This is a genomic window from Deinococcus sp. KSM4-11 (assembly GCF_004801415.1).
Lineage (GTDB): Bacteria > Deinococcota > Deinococci > Deinococcales > Deinococcaceae > Deinococcus.
The window spans coordinates 1,344,809-1,370,615 of record NZ_SSNX01000001.1; the positions used below are offsets into that span (position 1 = coordinate 1,344,809).

Sequence of the window (25,807 nt, forward strand, 5' to 3'; positions counted from 1 at the left end):
TTCCTTCATGGTGCTGCGGAAGGGCTGGGCTATGCTGCGTCGCGAGCATGGCCAACCCCTCCTGCACCCTGTCGTCTGCCTCCGGTCGGAGCGCGGCGTGATCGAATTCCGGCACGTTTCCCTGGAGTACCCTGTGACCCGCACCCTGGCCCTGGACGACCTGAACCTGCACATCGGCAAGGGCGAGTTCACGTACCTGGTCGGGCACTCGGGGGCCGGGAAGAGTTCCTTCATGAACCTGGTGCTCAAGCGGGCGCTCCCCAGCAAGGGAGAGGTTCGCGTGGCCGGGGAGTCCCTGACCCGCTACCGGGGCCGCCGCACCGCGCTGCTGCGTCGCCGCATGGGCACGGTGTTTCAGGAGAACCTGCTGCTCTCGCACCTGAACGCCTTCGACAACGTGGCCTTCGCGCTGCGCGTGACCGGGGTGCCGCAGCGCGAGTGGGCGCAGCGGGTCACGCTGGCGCTGCGCACGGTGGGCCTGGAGCACAAGAAGTACGCCCTGCCGCTGCAACTGTCGCAGGGGGAGCAGCAGCGCGTGGCGATCGCGCGGGCCATCGTGTCGAACCCGCCGCTGCTGCTGGCCGACGAGCCGACCGGGAACCTCGACCCGGACAACAGCCGCGAGGTGCTGAAGGTGCTGCAGAACGTGAACCTGCGCGGCACGACCGTCGTGGTGGCCACGCACGCCCGCGACCTGGTGGAAACGTACCGTCACCGCACCCTGACGCTGCGCAAGGGCCGCCTGGTGCGGGATGACCCGTACGGCGGGTACGCGCTGTGATGTACCACCTCAGGCAGGCGCTGCTGGCCATGCGGGAGAACCTCACGGCGACCCTGGCGACCCTGGTGACCATGACCCTGACCCTGCTGATGCTGGGCTCGGTGCTGCTGCTCACGCTGAACGTGAACCGGACGCTGGCGCAGCTGGAATCGCAGGTGGAGGTCGCGGCGTTCCTGGCGCCGGGTTCCGACACGGCCGGTCTGCTGAAATACGCGCAGGCGCTGCCGCAGGTGAGTTCCGCCACCCTGGTCTCCAGCGATCAGGTGCTGGCCGAGATGACCAAGGACTCCCCGTACACGCGGGACGCGGCGGCCCTGGTGGGCAATCCCTTCCCAGATACGCTGCGCCTGCGGGTGGCACGGGTCTCGGATTCCCGGATCGTGGCAGCGGCGGTGTCGGCCCTGCCGGGCGTGGAGGACGTCGAGTACGGGGCCGGGTACGTCGACCCGACGGTGAAGACCCTGACCGCCGTGCGCGGCGTGGGGTACGCGCTGGTGGGCCTGCTGCTGCTGGGCACGCTATTCAACATCCTGAACGCCGTGCGGGTGGCCATGTACGCGCGGCGCAACGAGATTGCCGTGATGCGCCTGCTGGGGGCGACGCGGGCGTTCATCCGCATGCCGCACGTGATCGAGGGCCTGATGGTGGGGGTGCTGGCGGCCGTGATCGCGCTGGCGCTGCTGACGCCCGGTTATTTGCAACTGGTGGCGCGGGTGCATCAGCTGGCGCCGGTGTTCCCGGTCGTGACGGATCAGGCGACCCTGCTCCCGGTGCTCGGCGGCGTGGGCCTGCTGGGCATCCTGGTGGGCCTGCTGGGGAGCCTGTTCGCCACGCAGCGCTACCTGCAGGAGCTGGAGTGAGCCAGGCCGTGGCCGCGCTGCGCGGGATGATCCTGGGACGACCCGGCCGCGTGTGGGCGCTGGCGGCGCTGCTCGCCACGGCGGCGGCGCAGACGACCAGTGAGCGGCTCCAGCAGCTTCAGCAGCAGCTTCAGGATCAGCAGCAGCTCAGCACACAGCAGGCCGCGCAACTCGGGAAACTCCGGGCGAACATCGCGAACCTCAGTGCCCAGCAGAAGGCGACCCTGGCCCGTCTGGAAGCCCTGGCGGCGAACGTCGGTTCGCTTGAGCAGCAGGTGGTGACCCTGAACGCCCGCGTCGCCCTGGCCGAGCGGGCGCTGGCCGACACGACCTCGCAACTGGCGGTCACGCAGGCCCGCGTCGATCGCCTGAAGGGCGACGTGCGCGAGATCCTGACCACGCTGTACCGCGACCGCAGTGGCCGGTACCTGCAACTGCTGTCGCAGTCGAGCAGCCTGTCGGATCTGCTGATCCGCGTGAAGTACGCGAACCTCGCCGGGCAGTACAACGTAAAGGTCATCGAGACGCTGCGCGGTGACGTGCAGGTGCTCCAGACCCAGCAGGCCCAGCAGACCCAGCAGGCGAAGGATCTGCGGGACGTTCAGGCCCAGCGCACGGCCGCCCTGGCCAGATTGCGCGAACAGCGTCAGCAGCAGCAGGCCCTTCTGGCGCAGCTGCGCCAGTCCGAACAGGGCCAGCGCACCCTGGCCGCGCAGCAGCAGGCTGAACGGGCCCTCACGACCAACACCATCAACACGCTGTTCACGCAGGTGGTCGCGGAACGCGCCCGGATCGAGGCCGAGCGGCAGGCCCGCCTGGCCGAGGAACGCCGCCGCCGCGAGGAGGAAGCCCGCCGGATCGCCGCCGAGCAGGAGCGGGCGCGGCAGGAGGCCCTGCGGCTGGCGCGCGTGCGGGCCGAGCAGGAACGCCAGCGGGTGGCGGCGTCGCAGCTCGCCGCGCAGCGGCAGCGGGAGCAGCAGCTTCAGCAGGAACAGTCGGCGTTGAGGGCCCGGCAGGATCAGGTGCGGGCCGAGCAGCAGCAGGCCGACGTCCAGCTCGCGCCGCTGCCACAGACCAGTGGAGCTCTGGCCTTCCCCCTGCCGGGTGGGCGGGTGGCCGCGCCGTACGGCACGGACGGGTCGCCATGGGTGGTCCTCAGCGGCGCGGACGCCTCGACGGCGACCGCCGCCCGCGCGGGCAATGTGCTGGCGGCCTCGCTGTACGGCACGCTGGGCTACGTGATCATCGTGGATCACGGCAGCATGCTCACCGCGTACATGGGCCTGCGGGAACCCACCGTGAGTGTCGGGGACCGGGTGGCGCAGGGCACGCCGCTGGGAAGTATCGGCGGCAGCCCGGTGTTCGGGCCGGGCCGCATGGGCTTCTCCGTGAAACGGGGCGACTCGTACGTCAACCCCGGCTTCTGAGCCGACTCCGCTTGCCACATATGGCCCTGGGCTGATACTCTTCTGCGGTGCGCTTCCCGGTTGGCTGCTGACGGGCGCATGAACCCCGCGACCTAGGCGGGCGCTCACCCCTCATCACCACCCCAAAGCACGAGGTTACTCCATCATGGTCAAGATCCGCCTGTCCCGTTTCGGTTCCGCGCACAACCCCCACTACCGTATCGTCGTCGCCGATGCGCGCCGTCCCCGTGACGGTGGCTACATCGAGAACCTCGGCCACTACGACCCCCGCAAGACCAGCGAGAACCACGTCAAGATCGACGTCGAACGCGCCACCCACTGGATCGCGCAGGGCGCCCAGCCCACCCAGACCGCCAAGCGCGTGCTCAAGAGCCAGGGCGTCAAGTTCTAAGCTCCTCCAGACACACCGGAAAGGCTCCTGCGGGGGCCTTTTCTGTTGGCGGCACTGCACTACAATGCCCCGCATGAAGACCGATCCCGTTGACCTGACCCTGTTCCTGGCCCAGAGCGTGGTGGATCAACCGCCGCTGGTGCGCGTCTCGCGGCGGGGGCCGACGGTGATCGTGCGGGTCGCCCCGGGCGAGGAAGGCCGCCTGATCGGCCGTCAGGGGCGCGTGATCCAGGCGATCCGGACGCTGGTGCGCGCGGCGAGCGATCCGCGCGAGCGCGTGAACGTCGACCTGGACGCCCCCCGCAAGCAGTGACGGACGGGGCCATGACGGGGGCCACGGCCAGCGACCGTACCCTGCTGGGGCATCTGCTGGGGCCGCATGGCGTGCAGGGCGGCGTGAAGGTGTACGTGCTAGGCGATCCGGGCCAGTTCAGGGCGCTGAAGCGTGTGTACGTCGATGAACGTGGCTGGCTGAAGATCCGGCGCGTGGACATGCTCGCGCCGGGCGTGGCCCTCCAGCTGGCCGGCATCACGACCCGCGAGGGAGCCGAGGCGCTGCGCGGCCTGAACGTGTATGCAGCCGACGCGGAACTGCCGGCCCCCGAGGCCGGCGTGTACTACTACCACGAGCTGCGCGGCCTGACCGTCTCCGGCGCCGACGGCACGGCCCTGGGCGAGGTGCTGGACGTGCAGGACATGGGGCCGCAGGACGTGCTGGTCGTCCGACATGCGGGCGGCGAGGCGCTGGTGCCCCTCCAGGCGCCGTACGTGGTCGTGAACCTGAGTGGGCGTGGACGGCCCGAGTCGCTGACCCTCACCGCCGACACACCGGACGATCTGCTCGACGCGGACGAGGCGGCCGGAGAAGCTTCGTCCGGGACGTAGATGCTGACCTTCTCGTTCCTGACGCTGTTTCCCGAACTGCTGGTTCCCTTCGCGCAGGAGGCCATCGTTGGGAAGGCCACGGCACGTGGCCAGCTGAGCGTGAACGTCGTGGACATGCGGGCATTTTCGGGCAACAAACACCTGAAGGTGGACGACACGCCGTATGGCGGCGGGGCCGGCATGGTCATCCGGGCCGACGTGACCGCGCGCGCCCTGGCGAGCCTGCCACCGGCGGACGAAGTCATTCTCCTGACTCCGGCCGGGGAACCATTCACGCAGGTGGTCGCGGAGGAACTGGCCGCCTGCACGCACCTGGCGGTGCTGTGTGGCCGCTACGAGGGCTTCGATGCGCGTGTGGAGACGCTGGTCACGCGTGAACTGAGCATCGGGGATTTCGTGATGATGGGCGGGGAGGCCGCCGCCGCCTGCCTCCTGGAGGCCGTGGCCCGGCTGGTGCCGGGCGTGATCGGCGACCCGGACTCGCACCGCGCGGACTCGTTCAGCTCCGGCCTGCTGGATTACCCGGAGTACACCCGCCCCCCGGTGTGGAACGAACAGGACGTGCCCGAAGTGCTGCGCGGCGGAAACCACGCGGCCATCGCGGCGTGGCGCCGGGAGCGAGCGCTGGAACGCACCCTGCGCCGCCGACCGGATCTGCTGGTCAACGCCGAGCTCACTCCACAGGACACCGTGACCCTGGCCAATCTGGGCGCCACGCCGGAACAGCTCGTGGGCTGGAAGGCCCCTCCAGCTCCGCCACCCCGCCGGACGAAACGGAAAAAAAGCGTTCCTGACGCTGAAAAGTAAGCCGGGATCACCTTCGTCTGTACCATTTACGCAAGTTGGATCCCACGAAGGGGCGCACCATGACCGACAGGATGCCCGTGCCCCTCTTTCCCCTGCCCAACCTGGTGCTGTTCCCCGGCGTGGCCCTCCCGCTGTACGTCTTCGAGGAACGGTACCGTGCGCTGCTGCGGGACGTGCAGGCCTCGGGTGAGCCCTTCGGGATCGTGCGGGTGCTGGAATCCTCGCAGGAGTCCGCAAAACCATTCCAGGAACGCGTCTCGCGGGTGGGTACCCTCGCTCACCTGCGGCAGGCCCAGCTGCACGACGACGGCACCAGCACCATTCTGGTCGTGGGCGGCGAACGCTTCGAGGTTCAGGAGTTCCACCTCGATCAGCCATACCTGAGCGCGGACGTGCGTCTGTGGCCCCTGGACGACAGTGGCGTCGGGGCCGAGGCCGAACACGCGAGCGCCCGGCAGGTGCTCGCGGCCCTGCTCCGCCTGCGGCCCGCCGACAGCGAGGAGATCCGCCAGGGCGCACCGGACGACCCGCTGCTGATGGCGAGCTTTGCCGCGAACGTCCTCCCGCTGGACGGCGAGCAGCGCGAGGAGATCCTGCGGGCGCCCACCGTGATCGACCGGCTGGAACTGTTGCTCGGGATGGTGCCGAGTTCCGCGAAAACGCTGAACTGAATCGAGCCCGACCTGCCGTGTACGGACATCGACGCGGCGGTGCGGGCAAGCTTCAGGGTTACAGCACGTCGTCGGCGCTGCCGCGTTTGCGGAGGTTGTTCTGCGTCTTGCGCCAGCGCAGCGCCTTCACGATGGCGGGCGCCGCCGGGTTCAGGGGCAGGTCGTACGCGGGGTACCACACGCGCTGCTCGCTGAACTTGAGTTTCATCTTGAACACGCCGTACGAGTGCTTCTTCTCGTCGAGTTCGCGGGGAATCCCCCAGAAGTCGAACAGGTCGTACCCGCGCCGTTTGGCGTCCAGCATGGCTTGCCAGTAGAACGCGTCCGGGGCCTTGCTGTCTTTCAGAGGCTGCCCGGCGTCGTCCACGCGGTCGTCGCGGATGCTGCCGCCGAACAGGTAGGACGTGCCCTTGCCCATGGCGAGGAAGAAGCCGCCAGCCAGCGCCCGGCCCTGGTAGCGCGAGAGCACCAGGTACGCCTCGCCACCGTGGGCGTTCCCCTCGCGCAGCATGGTCTCGTAGTACTTGCGGGGAAACGCCCCGAGTTTCGCGCGCTCGTTGGTGGCGGTGAAGATCTCCCAGAAGGCGTCGAAGTCGTCGTCGCGGCCCGCGGTGACGCCCAGCTTCTGGGCGGTGCGGACGTTGCGGCGGGCCATCTGGTTCAGTCCCGCGAACATCTCGTCCTCGCTGCGGCCCAGGTCGGCGATGATGGTGTGCTCGGGCTGCTCGGTCTCCGCGCGGCGGAACGGGCCGTAGGCGTCGGGGATCACCGCCCCCTCGGTGGCGGGCAGCGGCACGGGCGGCTCGATCTTCAGCAGCGCGTCGGTCGGTCGGGCCACGGTGCGGATCGCCCGCGCGACCTCGGGCAGCAGATCGAGCCTGTCGAGGGCGGGCCCGCGTGGCGCGTACAGAATGCTCAGGCCCGGCACGAGACGTTTGCGGAGCAGCTGCACGGCCCCGACCGTGCGCCCGGCGTCCTGGATCAGGTAGCGCATGGGCTGCTGCCCCAGCGCGCGGCGAGCCTCGCCATACCCCCAGCCCTGGAGGGCGCTGGTGATGGGCAGGTGGGCGACCACGTCGTCGTAGACGCGCGGATCGCTGGTGGGAACGAGGGTCAGACGCACGGGGGGGATTGTAGCAGCCGGGCCCTGTTGTTCACGCTGTCCTCAACGCGGGACCGCCGCTGGGCGCTACAGTAGGGAACGTGAAACAATTTCTGCTGACTCTCGCTCTGCTGGGCGGCGTTGCGGTCGCCCAGACGACCCCGGCGACGCCTCCAGCGACGACCACTCCCGCTCCCGCCACGCCGGCGGCGCCCGCTCAGGATCCCGCGACGCTGGTCGGGAAGGTCGGCGCGGAGGACATCACGCTCGGCGAGTTCGAACGCGCTTTCCGTCTGGCGGCCGCCCGCGTCGTGAATGCCCAGGGCATTCCCTTCCAGGACAGCTTCCTGACCGAGTTCGCCTCGGCCCGCCCGGAGTTCCTGAAGCAGTACTTGCACGACCGCGCCACGTACCAGCTGGCCCGTGTGAACACCAGCGCCGACCCGGCCGAACTGGATCAGCAGCTCGAGGCGGCCCGTGCGGACTTCAAGTCCGACGAGGAATTCCAGACGGCCCTGACCGGCACCGGGTACACTGATTCGCAGGACCTGCGGACGGAACTGGAACGGCAGGCCGTGGTGGGCGGGTACCTGCAGACGCTCAAGGATCGTTTTACCTTCGGGGACGCCGTGGTGGCCGGGTTCTACAGCCTGAACAAGGCGAAGTTCACGAAGGCGGCCGAGGCCTGCGTGAAGCACATTCTTGTGCCCACCCAGGCCGAAGCGCAGACCATCGTCGCGGATCTGGCGGCCGGCGCGGACTTCGCCAAGGTCGCGGCCGAGAAGAGCCAGGATCCGGGCAGCGCGCCGCAGGGCGGCGACCTGGGCTGCTTCGGTCCTGGTCAGATGGTGGAGGCCTTCGACAAGGCCAGCTTCAGCGGCCCGGTCGGCCAGGTGCAGACCGTGCAGTCCCAGTTCGGCTGGCACGTCCTGGTGGTCACGAAGCGCACCGATGCCGGCGTGACCCCGCTGGCGGACGCCGCGCCCGTGATCCGCGACCAGCTGGGCAACGAGGCCGCGCAGCGCTACCTGGACACACAGATCGCCAAGTTGAAGACCGAGTCGTACCCCGAAGTCGTGACGGTGGCGCCCAGCCCCGATGCCCCCGCGCCCGATGCCGCCCCGGCTCCAGACGCGGCCCCAGACGCAGCACCGGCCGATCCCGCCGCCCCGCCGGCTCCCTGAGTGGCGTAGCTCACAACTGAAGGCGCAGGGGTGGACGGAGCAGGACGCGTCCACCCCTGCGCTCGTCCTGCGTTCAGTGGACGCTCAGCGCTTCCAACCGGGAGCTAACCGGGCGGGAGCACCATGGCCACAGGCACCGCGCACGACACCGGACACCTGCCGGAAGGAGGCCAGACATGAACCCACCCCACGATCCCCGCCTGACCGCTCCCCACCTGGACGACGACAATGACGATGAACTGGTCGGCAGCATCCTCAGCCGCCGCCGCGCCCTGAGACTGCTCGGACTGGGAGGAAGCGTGGCGGCCCTCGCTGCCGGAGGAGTCGTCGCCCAGCGGGCCGGTGGCCCGGCCGGTGCGGGCGGCACCAGCGCCGGCACGAGTGGCGCGACCGGCCTGCCCGGCTGCGTGGTGCGGCCCGCCATGACGGAAGGGCCGTACTTCGTGGAGAGCGAACCGCGCCGGTCGGATCTCCGCAAGGACACTACGACGGGCAAGGTCAGCGCGGGCGTGCCACTGACGCTGACCTTCGTGGTGAGCAAGGTCGCCGTGGGCAGCTGTACGCCACGCGGGAGCGTGCTGATCGACGTGTGGCACTGCGACGCGCTGGGCGTGTATTCAGGAGTCAGCGGCAACACAGGGAATTTCCTGCGCGGCTCGCTCGTCACCGACGCGCAGGGCAAGGCCAGCTTCACGACCGTCTACCCCGGCTGGTACCAGGGCCGCGCCGTGCACATCCACTTCAAGTTGCGCCCCCTGGACGCCAGCGGCAAGGCCACCGGGGAGTTCACGTCGCAGCTGTTCTTCCCCGAGAGCGTGAACAGCGCCGTCTTCGCGCGCGCTCCGTACAGCCAGAAAGGCCCGAAGGCCGATACCCCGAACGCCCAGGACGGCATCTACCGCAACGGCGGCAGCCAGCTTCTGCTGGATGTGAAAGGCGACGCCAGCAAGGGCTACACGGCGACCTTCGACGTCGGACTGAATCTCGGCTGAGGATCTTCACCGCAGGTGCGGGGATTGGCGATCCACAGACGTGGGGATCGCTGTCCGGTCGCGGGCGGAGACGTCGAGGTGTCTCCGCCGCCCAGCAGTCTTTGGGAGTAGCCTGAACCATGACCACCACGAGCAGGAAGAAGTTGAACTGGAACAGCCACCACGTCACGCAGGGCGACGAGCGGGCCCCGAACCGCGCGATGCTGCGGGCGGTGGGGTTCGAGGACGGCGATTTCGACAAGCCGATCATCGGGGTGGCACACGCGCAGAGCAACATCACGCCGTGCAACAACGGTCTGGGCGAACTGGCTGACCACATCACCGGGGCAATCCGCGAGGGCGGCGGGATGCCGCAGGTCTACGCGACCATCACCGTGTCGGACGGCATTTCGATGGGCACCGAGGGCATGAAGTGCTCGCTGGTCAGCCGCGAGGTCATCGCGGACTCCATCGAGACGGTGAGCCGGGGCCAGTCGCACGACGGCGTGATTGTGGTGGGCGGCTGCGACAAGAACATGCCGGGCGCGATGATCGGCATTGCGCGGCTGAACATTCCGGCGGTGTTCGTGTACGGCGGCACCATCAAGCCCGGCCATTACGCCGGAAAAGATCTGACCATCGTGAGCGTGTTCGAGGCGGTCGGGGCCTTCGGGGCGGGCAAGATCAGCCGCGAGGACTTCACCGAAATCGAGAAGCGCGCGTGCCCCGGCAACGGCTCGTGCGGCGGCATGTACACCGCGAATACCATGAGCAGCGCCTTCGAGGCGATGGGCATGAGCCTGCCTTTCTCCAGCACCATGAGCGCTGTGGACGCCGAGAAGGCCGTGAGCAGCGCCGACTCCGCCCGCGCGTTGCTGGGACTGATCGAGAAGGACATCCGCCCGCTGGACATCCTGACCAAACAGGCCTTCGAGAATGCCATCACCGTCATCATGGCCGTGGGTGGGTCCACCAACGCCGTGCTGCACCTGATGGCCATCGCACACGCCTGCGACATCGACCTCACCCTGGAGGACTTCGAGCGCATCCGTGAGCGCACGCCGGTCTTCTGCGACCTGAAACCCAGCGGCAAGTACGTGGCGACCGACCTGCACGCGGTGGGCGGCATTCCGCGCGTGATGAAGATGCTGCTGAAAGAGGGCCTGCTGCACGGCGACTGCCTCACCGTGACCGGCAGAACCATCGCCGAGAACCTCGCAGATGAGCAGGACGTGCCAGACGACGGCCAGGACGTCATCCGGCCCTACGACCAGCCCGTGTACACCGAGGGCCACCTCGCCATCCTGCGCGGGAACCTTGCCACTGAGGGCTCCGTGGCCAAGATCAGCGGCCTCAAGCACATCAAGATCACCGGCCCGGCCCGCGTGTTCGACAGCGAGGAAGCCTGCATGCACGCCATCATGGCCGACCAGATCAACGCCGGCGACGTGCTGGTCATCCGCTACGAGGGACCGAAAGGTGGCCCCGGCATGCGTGAGATGCTCTCCCCCACCAGCGCCATCATCGGCAAGGGTCTGGGCGACAGCGTGGGCCTGATCACCGACGGGCGCTTCTCGGGCGGCACCTTCGGCCTGGTGGTGGGACACGTCGCGCCGGAGGCCTACGTCGGCGGCACCATCGCCCTGGTGCACGAGGGCGACACCATCGAACTGAACGCCGAGACGCTGCAACTCACCCTGCACGTGGACGAAGCCGAGATCGAGCGCCGCCGCGCCGCCTGGGTCGCGCCGGAACCCCGCTATAAGCGCGGTGTGCTCGCCAAGTACGCGAAGCTGGTCAGCAGCGCGAGCGTCGGCGCGTATACGGACTGACACCAGCGTTGCCGGGCCGCCTGCCGATATGGTGGGCGGCCCTGCCTTATATGTCTGTCTGGAGAAACGGGAATTCGCTAAGCTCAGCCTCAATGGCCGGGAGGTCAGCTCCTGGCAGGGATGGGGGCGGGCTGTGCGGAGCGGGCCAGAAGCACTCGCGGAGAACCCGGCCGGGCCGGATGGGAGCAACCATGGGGATGGCGTTCAGGACGAGGGTGGCGGCCACGGCACTGGTGGGGCTTCTGGGCTGGAGTGGGCAGGCCCAGTTTTTCACGCCTTCATTTCAGAACTACCAGACCTTCGCGCAGCGTTCGGTCGGCTATGTGGCCGCCACGGTCAGGCCGGACTTCACCGCGAAGGCCGTGCAGCAGGCACTCTCGCCCCAGACGACCCCCGTGAAGTACAAGTACGCCCTGTCCAGAAGCGACTTCCCGTTCAAGGGGAGCCCCACCCAGCAGAAGACCTGCGCCGCCATGGTGCAGAAACCGGACGACCAGCGGCAGATGGCCACGCTGTGCCTGAAGCTGTTCGCCGCGGCCCAAGACATTCCGGACTTCCGCAAGAACAACCTCGCGTCCGGTCTGGCCCTGCTGATCGGGGTCAGTCTTCAGGTCAGCACGGGCAGCGAGCTCACGGATGCGGAAACGGACGCCCTGTACCGGGGCCTGAATGACGTGCTGATCGACGCGGGTGTCATGAAGGGCAAGCCCGCCGAGATCCAGGCCATGTACGAGACCGCCGTCATGACCGGCGCGCTGATCGCGGGCGTGGCCCAGGTCGGCACCGACGACCACAACGCGGACATGACGACCGTGGCCCAGACGCTGGCCCTCGTCGTGCTCAAGGGCTTCGGGTTGAAGTGAGCCCAGGCACAGTGGAGACACAATGAGGCAACACCTGACCATGTGGAGGCTGGGGCGGGCGGCGCGGGCGGTGGGACTGGCGGTCCTGATCTGCATACCGCCTGTGGTGCCGAACACCCTGCTGGCTGCACCGATTGGACTGGCCCAGGCACAGGTCGTGCTCGGCCCGGCCCAGCAGGAACTGAAGAGGGTGTCTGCGAAACTCAACAAGGCCATCACCTCCGGCAAGGCAGCGGATCTGGTCAATGCCGTGGCCGATGCGGAGACCACCATCAGGAATGCGCAGGCCCTGCCCACCAACCAACTGGACGCAGCCATCAAGGCCGCGAAAACGCTGTACGCCAGGGCGTATCTGAAGTTGATCGGTCAGCTCGTCGGGAGCTGCGAGAAGGGACACCGGGACGATGGGCAGGCCGCCACGACCTTTCTGGACAAGGTCGAGGCCGGCGCGGGTGACGTGGCCGACCAGACCCAGATCAGGACCTACCGGGCGCGTCTGGCCAAGTGTCTGCCCGTGGTGAAGTACGAGGGCACCTACTCTTTCAAGTCCAGAACAGCCACATCCTCGCAGAATTACGTGGCGACCATCACCTGGACGCTGTGGCAGCAACTGCCGGGCGGCATCCGCACGTACCGGGCCTCCGGCAAGATCGACGCCACCGGCACGAGCGGCGAATGCAGCGGCAGCCTGCACACCACGATCGCCAGCGACCTCGGTCTGCTGACGGTGAACGAGATCACGGGAGCGGGAGTATCCATTCCGGACACGTACATGTTCGCGTTCGGCTCGCGGGATCTGATGAAGATGACCTGTCCGAAGGGTGAACCACAGCAGGAACCGCTGTCCGGCGGCGACACCTGCGAGCCGAAGCCGTACGCAGACATCACCACCCTGGTGGGCAGTTGTCAGGACAGCGGCACCGAGGGCCGGTGGCTGTTCAGGGCCGTGAAGGAATGACCTCGCCTGTCGCTCCCACCCTCACGACTTCCCGCCTGCTGCTGCGCCCGCACCGGGCCGACGATCTGGAGGCGTGCCTGGAACTGTGGCAAGACTCGGTCGTCACGCGCCATACCAGCGGCCGGCCCCTGTCGCGGCAGGACGTGTGGACGCGGTTGCTGCGGCATCCGGGGCACTGGGCGCTGCTGGGGTTCGGGTACTGGGTGGTCGAGGAACGTGAGACCGGTCGCTTCGTGGGCGAGATCGGCCTGGGCCGCTTCAAGCGCGACCTCCTGGCCGGACAGCCGGAACTGGACGCCATGCCCGAGGCAGGCTGGGTCACCCTGCCGTGGGCCCATGGGCGGGGGTACGCGCACGAGGCCGTGTCGGCGGCGCTGGCGTGGCGGGATGAGAATGTGCCGGGCCCCGCGACCTTCTGCATCATCAGTCCGGAGAACGCGGCTTCCGTGCGGCTGGCCGAGCGGGTGGGGTTCGCGGTGACGGGCGAGGCTGGTTCACCGGAAGATCGGGTGCTGGTGCTCACCCGCTTGCTGAAATGACTGGACGGCCCGCTGCCAGCGTTCCTGTGCGCCCCGAATTCGGCCTGGGCCTACAGGAGTTGGCGGAGCATTCCCGCCACTGTGACCGGCACGGATCGAGTGGTGGGTTCAGCGCTCCAGGTCGCTGAACACCGCGCGGCTGATCACGAGCTGCTGGATTTCGCTGGTGCCCTCGTAGATCTCGGTGACCTTCGCGTCGCGGTACAGGCGCTCGACCGGGTATTCGCGGCTGTAGCCGTTGCCGCCGAAGATCTGGATGGCGTCGCGGGTGGCGTCCACGGCCGCCTCGCTGGCCAGGAGCTTGGCGATGCTGGCCTCCTTGCCGTAGGGCTGGCCCTGATCCTTGAGCCACGCGGCCTTCAGGGCGACGAGGCGGGCGCTCTCGATGCGGGCGGCCATGCGGGCGATCTTGAAGGACACGCCCTCGAACTCGCGGAGTTTCTTGCCGAACTGCTCGCGCTCGTTGGCGTAGCGGGCGGCGTGCTCCAGGGCGCTGCGGGCGATCCCGAGGGCCTGCATGGCGATCCCGATGCGCCCACCGTCCAGGCTGGCCAGGGCGATGATCAGGCCCTGTCCCTCGTCTCCGACCATGTACGCGTGGGGAATACGGACGTCCTCGAAGCTGACGGTGGTGGTGTGCGACGCGTGCAGGCCGAGTTTCTCCTCGGGTTTGCCGAAGCTCAGGCCCGGCGTGGGGCTGGGCACGATGAAGCAGCTCACGCCCCGTGCTCCGGGGCCGCCCGTGCGGGCCATGACGAGGTAGGTGTCGGCCTGCCCGCCGCTGGTGATCCACGCCTTGGTGCCGCTGAGGAGCCAGTCGTCACCGTCGCGCACGGCCTTCAGCCTCAGGCTGGCGGCGTCGCTGCCCGCGTGCCCCTCTGTCAGGCAGAACGCGCCGATGTGTTCCCCGCTGGCGAGGGGCGTCAGAAAGGTCTCGCGCTGCCTGTCCGTACCGTAGTTCAGGATCATCTGTTCGGGCAGGCCGTTCTGCACGCTCACGATCACGGCCACGCTGGCGTCGGCGGCGGCGATCTCCTCCAGGCACAGGGCGTAGGTCACGGAGTCCAGGCCCGCGCCGCCCCAGCGTTCCGGGATGGTCGCGCCCAGCAGGCCCAGCGCCGCGAGGCCACGCAGCTGCCCACGGGGGTACTCGCCGCTGCGGTCGAAGGCGGCGGCGTGGGAGGCGATCTCGGCCCGGCAGTAATCGCGGACGTGCGCGAGGATCAGGCGCTGGTCGTCGGACAGGGCGAAGGACATGCCGTCCGGAGCGGCGAGGGTGGCGGTCATGGCTCAGCGTACCAAACGGGCGTTAGGTTCCCGTGATTCAGGAGGCGATCAGGGCGTCGCGCAGCGCCTCCTCGATCCCACGTCCACGCCAGCCGGATTCGAGCTGCATGGCCTGTCCCCCATCCCAGCGCAGGGCCGCACCGATCACCGCGCCCCCGGCGATTGCCAGAGCTGCCGCCTCCAGGGTTGTGACCGGCGCGTCCGGGCACAGACGGGCAGCCGCCGCGCGCAGGGCTGGAGACAGGGGAAGCGGCGGACGGGTGACGCGGACGCGGGCGGGCAGGGCCATCCGGTCAGTGTAGCCAGGGCTCCAGTCACAGCCTATTTGTGTGAACTTCTTCACGGCACTGACAGGAAGCGTGTTTAGAATGCCCCGGTAACCGTGAGAGAGACTGCGCCGAAAGGGAACCAGGGTTGAAGATCGTCGCATGGCTGGCCATGGCCGTCCTGATCGTGCTGGCCCTGGTCATGGCCGCCCTGACCCTGGGCGCCTTCGCCACCCTGAACACGGGCGCACCCCTGCTGCTGCGCTCGGTCGGCACCCTGAGCGCCACCACCCTGGATCAGGTCGGCCTGGGGCGCGCCGCTCCCCTCGACCGCGCCCTCATCCTGAGCGTAGCGACCGGGCTGGTGGCCGCCCTTGCGGCATATATCAAACCGCGATCCTGAGCGCTTCCTTCAGCGCCTGAGCATGCCTTAACACCGCTTCAAGCCGTTCTCATACACCGTGCTACGATTGGATGGTTTGTCCCGGAGGGTGAGTGTGAGGCTGTCAGAAGATATTGGTATCGACCTGGGAACGGCAACGTTCCTGATTTACAGCAAGAGCCGCGGACTGGTGCTCCAGGAGCCCAGCGTGATCGCCATGGCGCGCGACAGCAAGCAGGTGAAGGCCGTGGGCGAAGAGGCCTACCGCATGATCGGGCGCACGCCCGGCGGGATCGTGGCCGTGCGGCCCATCAAGGACGGCGTGATTGCCGACGAGGGCCTGACCGAGAAGATGATCACCATGTTCCTGCAGAAAGTGCAGGGCAGTGCCGGACGCCTGTTCGGCTTCAAGCCGCAACTGATGGTGGGTGTACCCAGCAATGTAAGCGACGTGGAAAAACGCGCCGTGCTGCGTGCCGCACTGAACGCCAATGCCAAGCGCGCCTTCCTGATCGAGGAGCCGCTGGCCGCCGCGATCGGCGCGGGCCTGAAGATCGCTGAACCCATCGGCTCGATGGTCGTGGACATCGGCGGGGGCAGCACGGACGTGGCCGTGATCTCGCTGGGCGGCATCGTGGTGTCGGAATCCATGCGGATCGCCGGGAACGAGTTCGACGAGAGCATCATCCGCTACGTCCGGCGCAAGCACAACGTCCTGATCGGGGAACGCACGGCCGAGGAGATCAAGGTGAAGGTCGGCGCGGCCATGCTGCTCGACGACGCCGAGAACTTGACGGCCGAGGTGCGTGGCCGCGACCTGGTGAACGGCCTGCCCAAGACCATCTCGCTCGACAGCCGCGACGTGGTCGAGGCGCTCTCGGAACCCGTCACGAAGATCGTGGACGGCGTCAAGCGCGTGCTGGAGATCACGCCGCCGGAACTCGTGAGCGACATCATCGACCGGGGCATTGTCATGACCGGCGGCGGCTCGCTGCTGCGGAACTTCGACGAACTGCTGCGCCAGACGACCGGCATCCCCGTCGCAGTGGCGGAGAACGCCGTCGAGGCGGTCGCGGTCGGCACTGGCATGGCGCTGGAAATGATCCCTGTGCTGGGCGACTCGCTGGTGTCCAGCGACAATTACCTGCGCCGCTAAAGAAGCGGTAAGCGGCGGGCCCGGAGCTCTGGGGAAAGATGGTGGGAGACGGCCCGACGCCTCTCCCCCTCTTTTTTGCCCGCCGACAAGGAGACCCGATGGATCCGATCATGATTCAGGACGTACTGAAGACCCTGCCGCACCGCTTCCCGTTCCTGCTGGTCGACCGGGTGCTGAGCGTGGAGGGTGGCGTGGTGCATGCTGTCAAGAACGTCACCATCAACGAGCCGTTCTTTCCCGGTCACTTCCCGCAGGAGCCGGTGATGCCCGGCGTGCTGATCGTCGAGGCGCTGGCCCAGGCAAGCTTCTTCTGCATGCAGGAGGCGCTGGAACCCGGCATGATCGGCTACCTGGCCGGGATCGAGGGAGCACGGTTCAAGCGCAAGGTGGTGCCCGGCGACCAGTTGCACCTGCACGCCAAGCTGGAATTCGCGCGGCGTGGCCTGGGCAAGACCACCTGCCGCGCCGAGGTCGACGGCGTGGTGGCGGCCGAGGCGACCATCCTGTTCGCCGTGGGCAGGGGCTAACGCGCGCTTGACCCGCCTGACCCACTACGTCACGGCCGAGCTCATCCCGCCCCTGCTGGCGGGCACGCTGCTGTTCACGGCCATCCTGTCGTTCGGGTATTTCTTCGTGTCGAGCCAGTGGCTCGCGGGCGTGCCTGTGGGCCTGATCGCCCGCTGGATCGGCTTCCAGGTTCCAGACACCCTGGTCAAGGTGCTGCCGATGGCGGTCGTGCTGATGACCGTCGTGGCCTTCGGGCGCATGAGCACCGAGCGGGAACTGATCGCCGTCCAGTCAGGCGGCGTGTCGCTGGGCCGTGCGGCGCGACCGGTCGCGGTGGTCGCCCTGCTGGTCACGCTGCTGGGCGTGTGGCTGAGCCTGTGGGTCGCGCCGCGCTCGAACGTGGAGACGCGCGGCCTGTACTGGGATGCCCTGACCGGCGCGGGCCTGGGCCAACTGGTCGGCAAGACGGTGGATCTGGGCGGAGGGTTGACCCTGGCGCTCGGCGGTTACGACCGCACGGCGCGCACCATGAGGGACGTGCGCGTGGAGAAGTGGATCCCGGGCACGCCGCGCACCGGGACGCTGATCTTCGCCCGGAGCGGCACCTTCGAGAACAACCGCCTGAGTCTGCTGGACTACACGGTGTTCACCGTGGACTATTCGGCCGCCGCCGCCCTGTCGAAGGTACCGGAGGGCGACCCGCTGGCCTTCCGGGCAGCCGTGCAGGCCGTGTTCCCGAACGTGATTCTCCCGGAGAAGGCCACAGACGCCCTGACCGTGGACACCGGCCTGAGCCGCAAGCAGACGCTCGCACAGTACGCCGACGCGATCGGCGCGGACGCCCAGGGCTGGACGGAACTCGTGGCGACCTTGCGGAACCCGGCGGCGTCCCCAGCCGACCGGCAGGCAGCGCGCCTCAGCCTGAACCGCAAGCTGGCGCTGCCGTTCGGGAACCTGGTGCTGGCCCTGGCGGCGCTGCCCTTCGCGCTGCGCTTCGGCCGCACCCTGAGCGTGAGCCTGGGGATCGCGCTCCTGATCGCCGTGGCGTACTACCTGCTGTTCTTCGTGGGCCTGACCGTGGCGGCCGCCCTGCCTGCCCTGCCGGAACTGGGCGCGTGGCTCGCCAACCTCGTGTTCGCCGCCGCCGGGTTGGTCCTGCTGAGGCGGACGTGAGCCCGGAGCCGCTGCGCGCCCTGATCCTCTCCGCGTCGTTCGGAAACGGGCACCACCAGGCGAACGACGCGGTCGACCGGGCCCTGCGCGCCACCGGCCAGGACATCGACGCCCACCACGCGGATTTCCTCGTGTACCTGAGCAAGGTCGAGCGGGCCATCACGGCGGGCACCTACGACTGGTGGCTGCGCCACGCGCCCGGCATGTACCGCGCGTTCTACGACTGGACGGATAGGGACAGCGAGCCGCAGGTCGTGACCGGGGCGTTCTCCACCCTGGGCCTGCGGGGCCTGCTGGCGGACATCGAGCGCACGCGGCCCGAGGTGGTGCTCAGCTCGTACCCCAGTCCGGTCGCGCTGGCCGACGCGGTTCGTCAGCGGCTGGGCGTGGCCTTCCTGAATGCGCTGGTGGTCACGGACTACCGGGTTCATCACCACTGGGCGCGGCCGGACGCCGACCTGATCCTGGTGCCCACGGCCGAGGCCCACGAGCAGATGCGGGGCTGGCGTATCCCCGAGGAGCGGATCGAGGTGACAGGCATTCCCATCGCGCCCGTGTACGGCGCGCTGATCGGCGCGGATCGCGCGGCCCTGCGGGAACGTCACGGCCTGCGGGCCGACCGGCCGCTGATCATGATCTCGGGCGGCGGCACGGGCGCCTTCCGGGCGCTGGGGCGGGTGCTGGGCGAACTCTCGAACCTGGGGCGGCCGGTGCAGGTGCTGGTCATGGCCGGCGCCCGCGGGCGGGGCACGGAACAGGTGGGGAGCGCGACCCTGCACCGCCTTGGCTTCTCCACAGACTTCCCGGAGCTGCTGGCCGCGTCGGACCTGGTGGTCGGCAAGGCGGGCGGCCTGACGGTGGCCGAGGCGACCACTCTGGGCGTGCCCTTCGTGATCCACGAGCCCATTCCCGGCCAGGAGGAGCACAACACGCTGTACCTGGAACGGCACGGAGCGGCCCACTGGGCGCGGCAGATCGGCGATCTGCGCCCCGCAGTCCTGCGGGCCCTGGATGTGGACGAGCACGGCCGCATGGCCGCCGCGTCGGCCGCGCTGGGCGTGCCGGACGCCGCCGACCGCGTAGCCTCGGCGCTGCTGCGCCGTCTGGGCCGCGCGTGAGCCGCCGCTGGGTGGCCCTCGGGGCGGGCGTGCTGGGGTACCTCGGCCTGCCGTATCTACTGGTGCAGTGGGCGAACCTGGGTCTGCTGCGCGAGGGAAAGCGCGCCCGCCTGGAGATCGCCCTGACCTTCGACGACGGCCCACAGCCCGCGACCACGCCGGCAGTGCTGGACGCGCTGAGGGACGCGGGCATGCACGCCACGTTCTTCGTCCTCGCCGCACACGCGCAGGCCCACCCGGCGCTGATCCGCCGCATGCTGGACGAGGGCCACGAGGTGCAGGCGCATGCCGTGAAGCACGTCCACGCGTGGTGGCGCTCTCCCTGGGGGGCGTTCCGCGATCCTGGCGAGGCGGCACGCCGGATCGGGGCCGTCACCGGCCAGCCCGTGACGCTGCACCGCCCTCCACACGGCGCGTATACCCTCGCCACCATCCTCGGCCAGCGGGTGGCGGGGCTGACCGGCGCGCACTGGAGTCTGGAGGGAGGCGACTGGCGCAGGAACGCCATGCCAGACGGCGTACGCACGGCCCTGCTGGAGCGCCTGGTGCCCGGCGCCGTGGTCGTCCTGCACGATGCCGGGCCGGGAGCGCGGGTCACGGTGCCCATGCTGCCGGCCCTGCTCGGCGCTCTGCGGGCCCGTGGCTACACGTCCGTCCCCCTGTCCCGCCTGGAGGGCGCGACGCCGGTGAACGCCGCGGCCCTGAACCGTCGCGCGTTCATCGCACTCGACCGGCTCTTTGACAGGTTGGGCGGCATCCGGCCCGCCGGCGGGCTCGCGGACAATATCTTCCGCGTGGGACTGGCAGCTTTCCCCATGCAGGAGGTGACCCTCCACGACGGTCTCACTGCCACGCGGGGCATGCCGGGCGTGGAATTCCACGTGAACAACCCGGTGCTCGTCGACCTGGGGCCGCGGGCCAGCGTGCGTCGTGGTCGCCAGGACTTCCGTGCGCTGGCCCGCGACCTCCAGACCGTTCCCGAGTACCGGGACGCACAGGTGGTCTATTGCCTGAGCGCTCTGGCCCCGCTGCTGGCCCTGGTCGGCTTCGAGACACACGACCTGCCGGAAGGGCAGACCCGCCGTCTGCAGAGCTGGGCGAACATGCTGCGCCGCGCCTACGGTAACCCGCCCGAGGCGAAGGCCCCGAAGCTGAGCGTCCTGTCCCGCGACGCGTTCCTGCGGCTCTACGGGGAACGCTAGAGTCGGCAGCGTGGATTACGACGCGTTCGCCGACCTATACGACCACCAGTACGACCTCTACCGCGACGACCTGCACTTCTACGCCGGCCTCGGTGAGCGGGCGAACGGCCCCGTGCTGGAGATCGGCGCGGGCACCGGGCGCGTCACGTCCTTCCTGGCCCGGCGCGGCGTGGCGATCACGGGACTGGAACCCAGTGAACGCATGATCGAACGCGGCCGGGAGCGCGCCGCGAAGGAACAGCTGTCGCTTGCCTTCGTGCAGGGCGACGCCCGTACCTTCCGGCTGAAGCAGACGTTCGCGCTGGCCATCGCCCCGTTCAACGCGCTGATGCACCTCTACACGCCGAACGAGCAGCTTCAGGCCCTCGAGAACATCCACGCGCACCTGAACAGTGGCGCGCCATTCGCCTTCGACCTGTACGTGCCCCGCTTCGGCAAGGCCAACACCATGCGCCACGAGGGCGAGACGTTCCATTCACCCGATGGTGCCCGCACCGACGTCTTTCTGGTGCAGCGCCACGACCGGGTGCGTCAGCACATCACCACCGAGTACCACGTGGACACCACGCAGCCCGGCGGCGCCCTGACCCGCCGCCACTACACCCTGACCCAGCGCTACTACACCCGCTATGAGGTCGAGTGGCTCCTGCGCTACGCGGGCTTCGAATCCCCGCGCGTGACCGGTTCCTTCCAGGGCGGCCCGCTGGAACGGGGCAGCGACGTGATGGTCTTCCAGACACGGGCGCTGTAGGAACGACAGCGGATTACAGGCTCGCGGCCAGTTTCCCGAACAGCGCGGGCATGGCGGGGACGTTCCCGCCGTTCACCCAGCCGAAGCGCCTATCCCTTAACGAACCCCCCTCGCCGACGCCAACGCCATCGGGGAACAGGGGGCGCAGGTCGGCGTGTCCAGTCACGTCCTGCGCGCTGAGAAGCCGGCCCACGCTCTGCTCGACCTCGCGCGCGTGCCCAAAGTGCAACAGGTGGACGTGCCCGGCGTGCTCCCACGCGAAGCGCGCCGCCGTGTCGGGCAGCGCAGCCAGCGCGCCGGGGGCCGCAACATGCCGGAGTACCAGCCCAGGCCGCAGCCGCAACGTCACCTCCAGCGCCTCGCCCAGGGCCCCGAAACTGCCCACGAAGGGCCGGGTCAGGTCGTAACCCTGCACGTTCTTCACGGTGCGTCCCCCGGCCCGCACGACCCGCCCGGACGGCGCGCGGAAGGCCACGCCCAGCACCTCCGCCCCGAAGAAGAACGCCTGCCCGAAGCCCCCACGGGCCACGAGACCGCCCACGCCGCCGGGCAGTTCCACCGGCGGGAACGGCGGGTAGAGCCCGGTGGGCAGCGCAGCGTACACGTCCAGCAGATCCGTGTCGCCGCTGACCGTGATGGTCTGGTCGCCCGGCGAGAGGTCAAGGATGGGCATGGAGGCCTCCAGCCACGTCGTCCGGAAGGATCTTGCCGGGGTTCAGCGCGCCGGTGGGATCGAGGGCGCGTTTCACGTCCCGCAGGGCGCCGAGGGTGACTGGATCGACGGCATCACGCATGAAATCGCGTTTCATGGTGCCGATGCCGTGCTCGCCGCTCAGCACCCCACCGTGCCGGATGGCGACCAGCGCGATCTCGTGGGCCAGCGTGTGTACCGCCTCGGCCGACTCGGTGCGTGGGTTGAACAGGATGTTCGGGTGCAGGTTGCCATCTCCGATGTGACCGAACTGCACCAGCGTGAGCCCTGAGGCGTCGCCCAGCGCGCGGATCTCGCGGACGACCTCCGGCAGCGCGCTTCTGGGCACGACGATGTCCTCGTTCATGCGCTGCGGGCGGATACGGCCCAGCGCGGGCGACACGCTGCGCCGCGCCTGCCACAGCGCGGCGGCCTCGGCGTCCGTGGCCGCGCGGCGCACCTGACCGCCTGCCGCCAGACAGGCCTGCTCGACCAGGGCGCGTTCCTCCTCGACCGTGTGCAGATCGTCGCCGTCGGTATCGACCAGCAGCACGGCCCCGGCTTCGCGGGGCAGGCCCAGATGCAGGTAGTCCTCGATGGCGTTCGTGCAGGCCTGATCCATGAACTCCAGCTTGCTCGGTACCGCGCCCGCCGCGATGGCACTGCTGACCGCCTCGGCGGCCTGCCCCACCTCGGGAAAGTGAGCCATGAGGGTTCGGGTGTATTTAGCGGGCGTGCTCAGGCGCAGGGTGGCGTCCGTGATGAGGCCCAGCGTGCCCTCCGAGCCGATCAGCAGGCCCGCGAGGTCGTAGGCGTCGCGCGTGAGCTGATGCACGTCGCCGTCGGCGTCCACGAATTCCAGGGCTTTGACATAGTCGCCGGTCACGCCGTACTTGAAGCACATGGGGCCGCCTGCGTTCTCGCCCAGGTTGCCGCCGATGGTGCTCGTGCGGAAGCTGGCCGGATCGGGGGGATAGACCAGGCCGTGCGGTCTGGCGTCCTCCGAGACTTTCAGCGTGATCACACCGGGCTGCGCCAGGGCCTCACGCCGCTCCGGGCGGATCTCCAGCCGGGTCATGCGCGTGAACGAGATGACCACCGCCTCGACCATGGGGGCCGCGCCGCCCGACAGGCCGCTGGCCGCGCCGCGCCCCACCACGGGTACGCCCGCCGCCCGCGCCGCGCGCATAACGGCCACCACGTCCGCCGTGCTTTCCGGCAGCAGCACGCACAGGGGCGTGACGCCGAACTGGATCGCGTCGTAGCGGTAATTCAGTCGCTCCGAGAGGTTCGACAGCACCTTGCGCGCGCCGAGCGCACGGGTGAGAGCCGCCGCCAGCGCGTTCGAGGAACGGCCCTCGGACACGGGCGTGTGGGCGGAGGACGTGCTGGTCAGCGCCTGCTTCTCGGGACTCATGCTCGGCCTCCGCCGGACGCCGCACCGCCGCCTGCCCGCTCGCGGCCCACGAATGCCTGCCCTCTGCGCGACACCGCCGTCACAGCTCGCCCCGGTACGCCAGATCCAGCACTTCCACGGTGTGCATGACGGGCACGCCACTGTGCTGACGACGCACATGGCTCTGAATCTGCGTATGGCAGCCGATGTTGCCGCTGGCGATCAGGTCAGGAGTCGTGGACAGGATGTGCTTCGCCTTGCGCTGGCCGAGCTGCGTGGCAAGCTCCGGCTGTTCGAGGTTGTAGGTGCCCGCGCTGCCGCAGCACAGGTCGCCTTCCGGCACCTCCAGCACGGTCACGCCAGGAATGGCGCGTAGCAGGGCACGCGGCGCCGCCTTCACGCCCTGCGCGTGCGCGAGGTGGCAGGCGTCGTGGTACGCGACCTTCAGGGGTCTGGATGCAGGCACCATCGGCTCCAGCGCGCCGTCCTGCAACAGACCATTCAGGTACTCGCTGATGTCCATGACCTTCGCCGCGAAAGCGCGGGCGCGGGCCTCATCGGGTTCGCCATGCAGCACCATCGGGTATTCCTTCAGGCCCGCGCCGCAACCGGCGGCGTTCGACAGGATCGCATCGAAGTCGTCCGGGTCAAACGCGTTCAGGTTCGCGCGCACGAGCGTTAGAGCCTCGTCCCGCGCGCCCGTATGCAGGGCGGCCGCGCCGCAACAGCCCTGACCGTCGGGCACGACGACCTCGATGCCATTGCGGGCGAGCACACGCAGGGTCGCCGCATTGAAGTTCGGAGCGAGCGCCTGCTGCGCGCAGCCGACCAGGAACGCCACCCTGCCACGCTGCGGCCCCTTCGCGGGCGTGATTGCCGGGCTGGGCTGCATGGCGGGCACGTGCTCCGGCAGCAGGTCGAGCGGCGAGCGCAGCGCATTCGGCAGCAGCGGCGCGAGCGGCTTGGCGTACTGGCCCACGCGGGCCGCCACGCTGAACAGCTTCGGGGCCGGGAGCGCCTTGAGGATCGCGTACCGTTTTGCCCGGTCGAAGGGAGTACGTGTGCGCCTCGGCTCGCTCCACCCCCGGAAGGCCGTGATGAGTTCCCCGTACGGCACGCCGCTCGGACACGCGGTCACGCAGCCCATGCAGCCCAGGCAGCGGTCCAGGTGCGGCGCGGCGTCCATCAGGGGCAGGCCGCCCTCCAGCACCTCCTTCATCAGGATGATCCGGCCACGCGGGCTGTCCATCTCGTCGCCCAGCAGCGCGTAGGTCGGGCACGCGGGCAGGCAGAAACCGCAGTGTACGCAGGCGTCCACAGCGTGCGCCATCACCTCGCCCTGACCGCCGGGCACGTGCGCGGGAATGTCGTTGTTCAAGCGCGAAACTCCATACGGCCCAGGATAGGCGTGCCAGTCAGGAACAAATGGGCGCGCAGGCGCGGTGGGCTAGGGGTGTGGAGAATATCCGTTCGTGACCCATCCCAACGTCTCACTGCTTGATCTGGCGCACACTCGCCCCTATGACTCTTCCCTCTCCCCTGCCGCTGTCCGTTCTCGATCTGGTGCCGGTGCCGCTCGGTTCTGACGCGGCGACTGGCGTGCGGGACGCGCTGCACCTGGCGCAGGATGCCGAAGCGATGGGATATGCCCGGTACTGGGTGGCGGAGCACCACAACATGGGATCCCTGGCGTCGAGCGTGCCGCTGGCGGTGCTTGCGGCGGCGTCTCAGGTGACGAGCACCATCCGGCTGGGATCGGGCGGCGTGATGCTGCCCAACCACGCGCCGCTCTCGGTGGCGGAGGGCTACCGACTGCTGGGGGCACTCGCGCCGGGCCGGGTGGATCTGGGGCTGGGCCGCGCGCCGGGCACGGATGGTCGCACGGCGCGGGCTCTGCGGGGCCAGAGCGCACTGATGGAGGAACCCTTCGAGCGCCAGTTGAGCGACCTGATCGCGTATGGCACGGGGGAGTACCCCGCCGGGCATCCCTTCGCGGGCACGATTGCGGCTCCGGCAGGTGAGGGACTGTTCCCGCCGCTGTGGATTCTGAGCAGCAGCGGGTACGGCGCGCGGGTGGCGGCGCAGGCGGGGGCGGGGCTGGCGTTCGCGTGGCACATCAACCCGGACACGGCTCTGGCAAGGCAGGCTGCCGACCTGTACCGCGCGGAGTTCGAGCCGAGCGACACGATGCCGGACGCCCGGGTGATCGTCGCAGCGAGCGTGGTCTGCGCGCCCACAGCCGCCGAGGCGGAGGAACTGAGCCTGCCGCTGGGGCTGATGTTCCTGCGCCTGACGCGGGGCGAGAGTGCGCCCTTCCCCACCGTGGAGGAAGCGAAAGCCTATCCGTACACGCCTCAGGAGCGGGCGGTGGCCGATGGGATGCGGAAACGCGCGATTATCGGCGATCCGGCGGACGTCGCCCGGCGATTGCTGGAGCTGGCGCGCGACACGAACGCCGACGAACTGATCCTGACCAGCATCCTGCCCGATCCTGACCGGCGCCGTTCCTCGTACCGGCTGGTCATGGACGCCGTACGGGCCGCTGAGGGGAAAGTGGCCGTGACGGCCGGGTAAGCGAGGAGGTAATCGGCCGGAGGCCCGAGCCCT

28 protein-coding genes are annotated in these 25,807 nt (G+C 69.2%); 22 read left to right on the forward strand and 6 right to left on the reverse strand.

Annotated elements, in window-relative coordinates; genetic code table 11:
• Positions 1-97: 97 nt before the first annotated feature.
• The 8 genes from ftsE to E7T09_RS06735 all read left to right on the forward strand — a co-directional run bounded on the left by ftsE (position 98) and on the right by E7T09_RS06735 (position 5,822).
• Positions 98-781, forward strand: coding sequence for a cell division ATP-binding protein FtsE (ftsE, locus tag E7T09_RS06700; RefSeq protein WP_136388522.1), 684 nt, complete (start codon positions 98-100; stop codon positions 779-781).
• Entirely contained in the window at positions 778-1,641 is an 864-nt protein-coding gene (locus E7T09_RS06705) for an ABC transporter permease (RefSeq protein ID WP_240741649.1), read from the forward strand. The genes ftsE and E7T09_RS06705 overlap by 4 nt, the downstream gene beginning before the upstream one ends.
• Positions 1,638-3,068 (forward strand): murein hydrolase activator EnvC, encoded by a 1,431-nt coding sequence (locus E7T09_RS06710; RefSeq protein WP_240741650.1) that lies wholly within the window; start codon positions 1,638-1,640, stop codon positions 3,066-3,068. The genes E7T09_RS06705 and E7T09_RS06710 overlap by 4 nt, the downstream gene beginning before the upstream one ends.
• Before the next feature lie 145 nt (positions 3,069-3,213).
• Complete coding sequence (gene rpsP, locus E7T09_RS06715) at positions 3,214-3,459, forward strand: 30S ribosomal protein S16 (protein WP_136388297.1); 246 nt, start codon at positions 3,214-3,216, stop codon at positions 3,457-3,459.
• 73 nt (positions 3,460-3,532) lie between these two features.
• On the forward strand, positions 3,533-3,772 hold the full coding sequence (locus tag E7T09_RS06720; protein WP_168734721.1) for a KH domain-containing protein: 240 nt from the start codon (positions 3,533-3,535) through the stop codon (positions 3,770-3,772).
• Positions 3,773-3,783: 11 nt separating this feature from the next.
• Positions 3,784-4,344: a ribosome maturation factor RimM gene (rimM, locus tag E7T09_RS06725; protein WP_136388299.1), complete on the forward strand. Its 561-nt coding sequence runs from the start codon at positions 3,784-3,786 to the stop codon at positions 4,342-4,344.
• Entirely contained in the window at positions 4,345-5,151 is an 807-nt protein-coding gene (gene trmD, locus E7T09_RS06730; protein ID WP_136388300.1) for a tRNA (guanosine(37)-N1)-methyltransferase TrmD, read from the forward strand.
• A gap of 59 nt (positions 5,152-5,210) precedes the next feature.
• Complete coding sequence (locus E7T09_RS06735) at positions 5,211-5,822, forward strand: LON peptidase substrate-binding domain-containing protein (protein WP_240741651.1); 612 nt, start codon at positions 5,211-5,213, stop codon at positions 5,820-5,822.
• 58 nt (positions 5,823-5,880) lie between these two features.
• Here the strand turns inward: E7T09_RS06735 and E7T09_RS06740 are convergent, their stop codons facing one another.
• Positions 5,881-6,945 (reverse strand): peptidoglycan bridge formation glycyltransferase FemA/FemB family protein, encoded by a 1,065-nt coding sequence (locus E7T09_RS06740; protein WP_136388301.1) that lies wholly within the window; start codon positions 6,943-6,945, stop codon positions 5,881-5,883.
• 80 nt (positions 6,946-7,025) lie between these two features.
• Here E7T09_RS06740 and E7T09_RS06745 point away from each other — a divergent pair, with 80 nt between their 5' ends.
• From E7T09_RS06745 to E7T09_RS06770, 6 genes are all read left to right on the forward strand, one after another.
• Entirely contained in the window at positions 7,026-8,108 is a 1,083-nt protein-coding gene (locus E7T09_RS06745) for a peptidylprolyl isomerase (protein ID WP_136388302.1), read from the forward strand.
• Positions 8,109-8,284: 176 nt separating this feature from the next.
• A complete protein-coding gene (locus tag E7T09_RS06750) occupies positions 8,285-9,100 on the forward strand; it encodes an intradiol ring-cleavage dioxygenase (protein WP_136388303.1) in 816 nt (271 codons plus the stop codon).
• A gap of 119 nt (positions 9,101-9,219) precedes the next feature.
• Positions 9,220-10,911, forward strand: coding sequence for a dihydroxy-acid dehydratase (ilvD, locus tag E7T09_RS06755; protein ID WP_136388304.1), 1,692 nt, complete (start codon positions 9,220-9,222; stop codon positions 10,909-10,911).
• A 215-nt stretch (positions 10,912-11,126) separates the two neighbouring features.
• On the forward strand, positions 11,127-11,774 hold the full coding sequence (locus E7T09_RS06760; RefSeq protein WP_136388305.1) for a DUF6683 family protein: 648 nt from the start codon (positions 11,127-11,129) through the stop codon (positions 11,772-11,774).
• A 22-nt stretch (positions 11,775-11,796) separates the two neighbouring features.
• Complete coding sequence (locus E7T09_RS06765) at positions 11,797-12,732, forward strand: hypothetical protein (RefSeq protein WP_136388306.1); 936 nt, start codon at positions 11,797-11,799, stop codon at positions 12,730-12,732.
• Positions 12,729-13,271 (forward strand): GNAT family N-acetyltransferase, encoded by a 543-nt coding sequence (locus E7T09_RS06770; protein WP_136388307.1) that lies wholly within the window; start codon positions 12,729-12,731, stop codon positions 13,269-13,271. The genes E7T09_RS06765 and E7T09_RS06770 overlap by 4 nt, the downstream gene beginning before the upstream one ends.
• A 108-nt stretch (positions 13,272-13,379) precedes the next feature.
• Here E7T09_RS06770 and E7T09_RS06775 read toward each other — a convergent pair whose 3' ends face one another.
• Both E7T09_RS06775 and E7T09_RS06780 read right to left on the reverse strand, forming a co-directional pair.
• The gene (locus tag E7T09_RS06775) at positions 13,380-14,558 is read right to left on the reverse strand and encodes an acyl-CoA dehydrogenase (protein ID WP_136388308.1); all 1,179 of its coding nucleotides are present in this window, start codon (positions 14,556-14,558) and stop codon (positions 13,380-13,382) included.
• A gap of 37 nt (positions 14,559-14,595) precedes the next feature.
• On the reverse strand, positions 14,596-14,847 hold the full coding sequence (locus tag E7T09_RS06780; protein ID WP_136388309.1) for a hypothetical protein: 252 nt from the start codon (positions 14,845-14,847) through the stop codon (positions 14,596-14,598).
• A gap of 125 nt (positions 14,848-14,972) precedes the next feature.
• Here E7T09_RS06780 and E7T09_RS06785 point away from each other — a divergent pair, with 125 nt between their 5' ends.
• From E7T09_RS06785 to E7T09_RS06815, 7 genes are all read left to right on the forward strand, one after another.
• Entirely contained in the window at positions 14,973-15,227 is a 255-nt protein-coding gene (locus E7T09_RS06785; protein ID WP_136388310.1) for a hypothetical protein, read from the forward strand.
• A 94-nt stretch (positions 15,228-15,321) separates the two neighbouring features.
• On the forward strand, positions 15,322-16,362 hold the full coding sequence (locus E7T09_RS06790; RefSeq protein WP_168734722.1) for a rod shape-determining protein: 1,041 nt from the start codon (positions 15,322-15,324) through the stop codon (positions 16,360-16,362).
• A gap of 98 nt (positions 16,363-16,460) precedes the next feature.
• Entirely contained in the window at positions 16,461-16,889 is a 429-nt protein-coding gene (gene fabZ, locus E7T09_RS06795; RefSeq protein ID WP_136388312.1) for a 3-hydroxyacyl-ACP dehydratase FabZ, read from the forward strand.
• A 7-nt stretch (positions 16,890-16,896) separates the two neighbouring features.
• A complete protein-coding gene (locus E7T09_RS06800) occupies positions 16,897-18,042 on the forward strand; it encodes an LptF/LptG family permease (protein WP_136388313.1) in 1,146 nt (381 codons plus the stop codon).
• Positions 18,039-19,160: a glycosyltransferase gene (locus tag E7T09_RS06805; protein ID WP_240741652.1), complete on the forward strand. Its 1,122-nt coding sequence runs from the start codon at positions 18,039-18,041 to the stop codon at positions 19,158-19,160. The genes E7T09_RS06800 and E7T09_RS06805 overlap by 4 nt, the downstream gene beginning before the upstream one ends.
• The gene (locus E7T09_RS06810; protein WP_136388314.1) at positions 19,157-20,362 is read left to right on the forward strand and encodes a polysaccharide deacetylase family protein; all 1,206 of its coding nucleotides are present in this window, start codon (positions 19,157-19,159) and stop codon (positions 20,360-20,362) included. The genes E7T09_RS06805 and E7T09_RS06810 overlap by 4 nt, the downstream gene beginning before the upstream one ends.
• A 10-nt stretch (positions 20,363-20,372) precedes the next feature.
• Positions 20,373-21,113: a class I SAM-dependent methyltransferase gene (locus E7T09_RS06815; protein ID WP_136388315.1), complete on the forward strand. Its 741-nt coding sequence runs from the start codon at positions 20,373-20,375 to the stop codon at positions 21,111-21,113.
• 13 nt (positions 21,114-21,126) lie between these two features.
• Here the strand turns inward: E7T09_RS06815 and E7T09_RS06820 are convergent, their stop codons facing one another.
• The 3 genes from E7T09_RS06820 to glcF form a co-directional block, all read right to left on the reverse strand.
• The gene (locus tag E7T09_RS06820; RefSeq protein ID WP_136388316.1) at positions 21,127-21,786 is read right to left on the reverse strand and encodes an FAD-binding oxidoreductase; all 660 of its coding nucleotides are present in this window, start codon (positions 21,784-21,786) and stop codon (positions 21,127-21,129) included.
• Entirely contained in the window at positions 21,773-23,221 is a 1,449-nt protein-coding gene (locus tag E7T09_RS06825) for an FAD-binding oxidoreductase (protein ID WP_136388317.1), read from the reverse strand. The genes E7T09_RS06820 and E7T09_RS06825 overlap by 14 nt, the downstream gene beginning before the upstream one ends.
• 79 nt (positions 23,222-23,300) lie before the next feature.
• Positions 23,301-24,578: a glycolate oxidase subunit GlcF gene (glcF, locus tag E7T09_RS06830; RefSeq protein WP_136388318.1), complete on the reverse strand. Its 1,278-nt coding sequence runs from the start codon at positions 24,576-24,578 to the stop codon at positions 23,301-23,303.
• Between the two features lie 143 nt (positions 24,579-24,721).
• On the opposite strand from glcF, the gene E7T09_RS06835 reads away from it, so the two are divergent.
• Positions 24,722-25,774: an LLM class flavin-dependent oxidoreductase gene (locus E7T09_RS06835; RefSeq protein ID WP_136388319.1), complete on the forward strand. Its 1,053-nt coding sequence runs from the start codon at positions 24,722-24,724 to the stop codon at positions 25,772-25,774.
• The last annotated feature ends 33 nt before the right edge of the window (positions 25,775-25,807 follow it).

What these genes read in the sequence shown, in the direction of transcription:
- rimM (WP_136388299.1), top strand. Translation starts at nt 3,784, where the DNA reads ATGACGGGGGCCACGGCCAGCGACCGTACCCTGCTGGGGCATCTGCTG.
- E7T09_RS06780 (WP_136388309.1), bottom strand. Translation starts at nt 14,847, where the DNA reads ATGGCCCTGCCCGCCCGCGTCCGCGTCACCCGTCCGCCGCTTCCCCTG.
- fabZ (WP_136388312.1), top strand. Translation starts at nt 16,461, where the DNA reads ATGGATCCGATCATGATTCAGGACGTACTGAAGACCCTGCCGCACCGC.
- E7T09_RS06770 (WP_136388307.1), top strand. Translation starts at nt 12,729, where the DNA reads ATGACCTCGCCTGTCGCTCCCACCCTCACGACTTCCCGCCTGCTGCTG.
- E7T09_RS06750 (WP_136388303.1), top strand. Translation starts at nt 8,285, where the DNA reads ATGAACCCACCCCACGATCCCCGCCTGACCGCTCCCCACCTGGACGAC.
- rpsP (WP_136388297.1), top strand. Translation starts at nt 3,214, where the DNA reads ATGGTCAAGATCCGCCTGTCCCGTTTCGGTTCCGCGCACAACCCCCAC.
- E7T09_RS06765 (WP_136388306.1), top strand. Translation starts at nt 11,797, where the DNA reads ATGAGGCAACACCTGACCATGTGGAGGCTGGGGCGGGCGGCGCGGGCG.
- E7T09_RS06735 (WP_240741651.1), top strand. Translation starts at nt 5,211, where the DNA reads ATGACCGACAGGATGCCCGTGCCCCTCTTTCCCCTGCCCAACCTGGTG.
- ilvD (WP_136388304.1), top strand. Translation starts at nt 9,220, where the DNA reads ATGACCACCACGAGCAGGAAGAAGTTGAACTGGAACAGCCACCACGTC.
- E7T09_RS06720 (WP_168734721.1), top strand. Translation starts at nt 3,533, where the DNA reads ATGAAGACCGATCCCGTTGACCTGACCCTGTTCCTGGCCCAGAGCGTG.
- E7T09_RS06835 (WP_136388319.1), top strand. Translation starts at nt 24,722, where the DNA reads ATGACTCTTCCCTCTCCCCTGCCGCTGTCCGTTCTCGATCTGGTGCCG.
- trmD (WP_136388300.1), top strand. Translation starts at nt 4,345, where the DNA reads ATGCTGACCTTCTCGTTCCTGACGCTGTTTCCCGAACTGCTGGTTCCC.
- E7T09_RS06825 (WP_136388317.1), bottom strand. Translation starts at nt 23,221, where the DNA reads ATGAGTCCCGAGAAGCAGGCGCTGACCAGCACGTCCTCCGCCCACACG.
- E7T09_RS06775 (WP_136388308.1), bottom strand. Translation starts at nt 14,558, where the DNA reads ATGACCGCCACCCTCGCCGCTCCGGACGGCATGTCCTTCGCCCTGTCC.
- E7T09_RS06820 (WP_136388316.1), bottom strand. Translation starts at nt 21,786, where the DNA reads ATGCCCATCCTTGACCTCTCGCCGGGCGACCAGACCATCACGGTCAGC.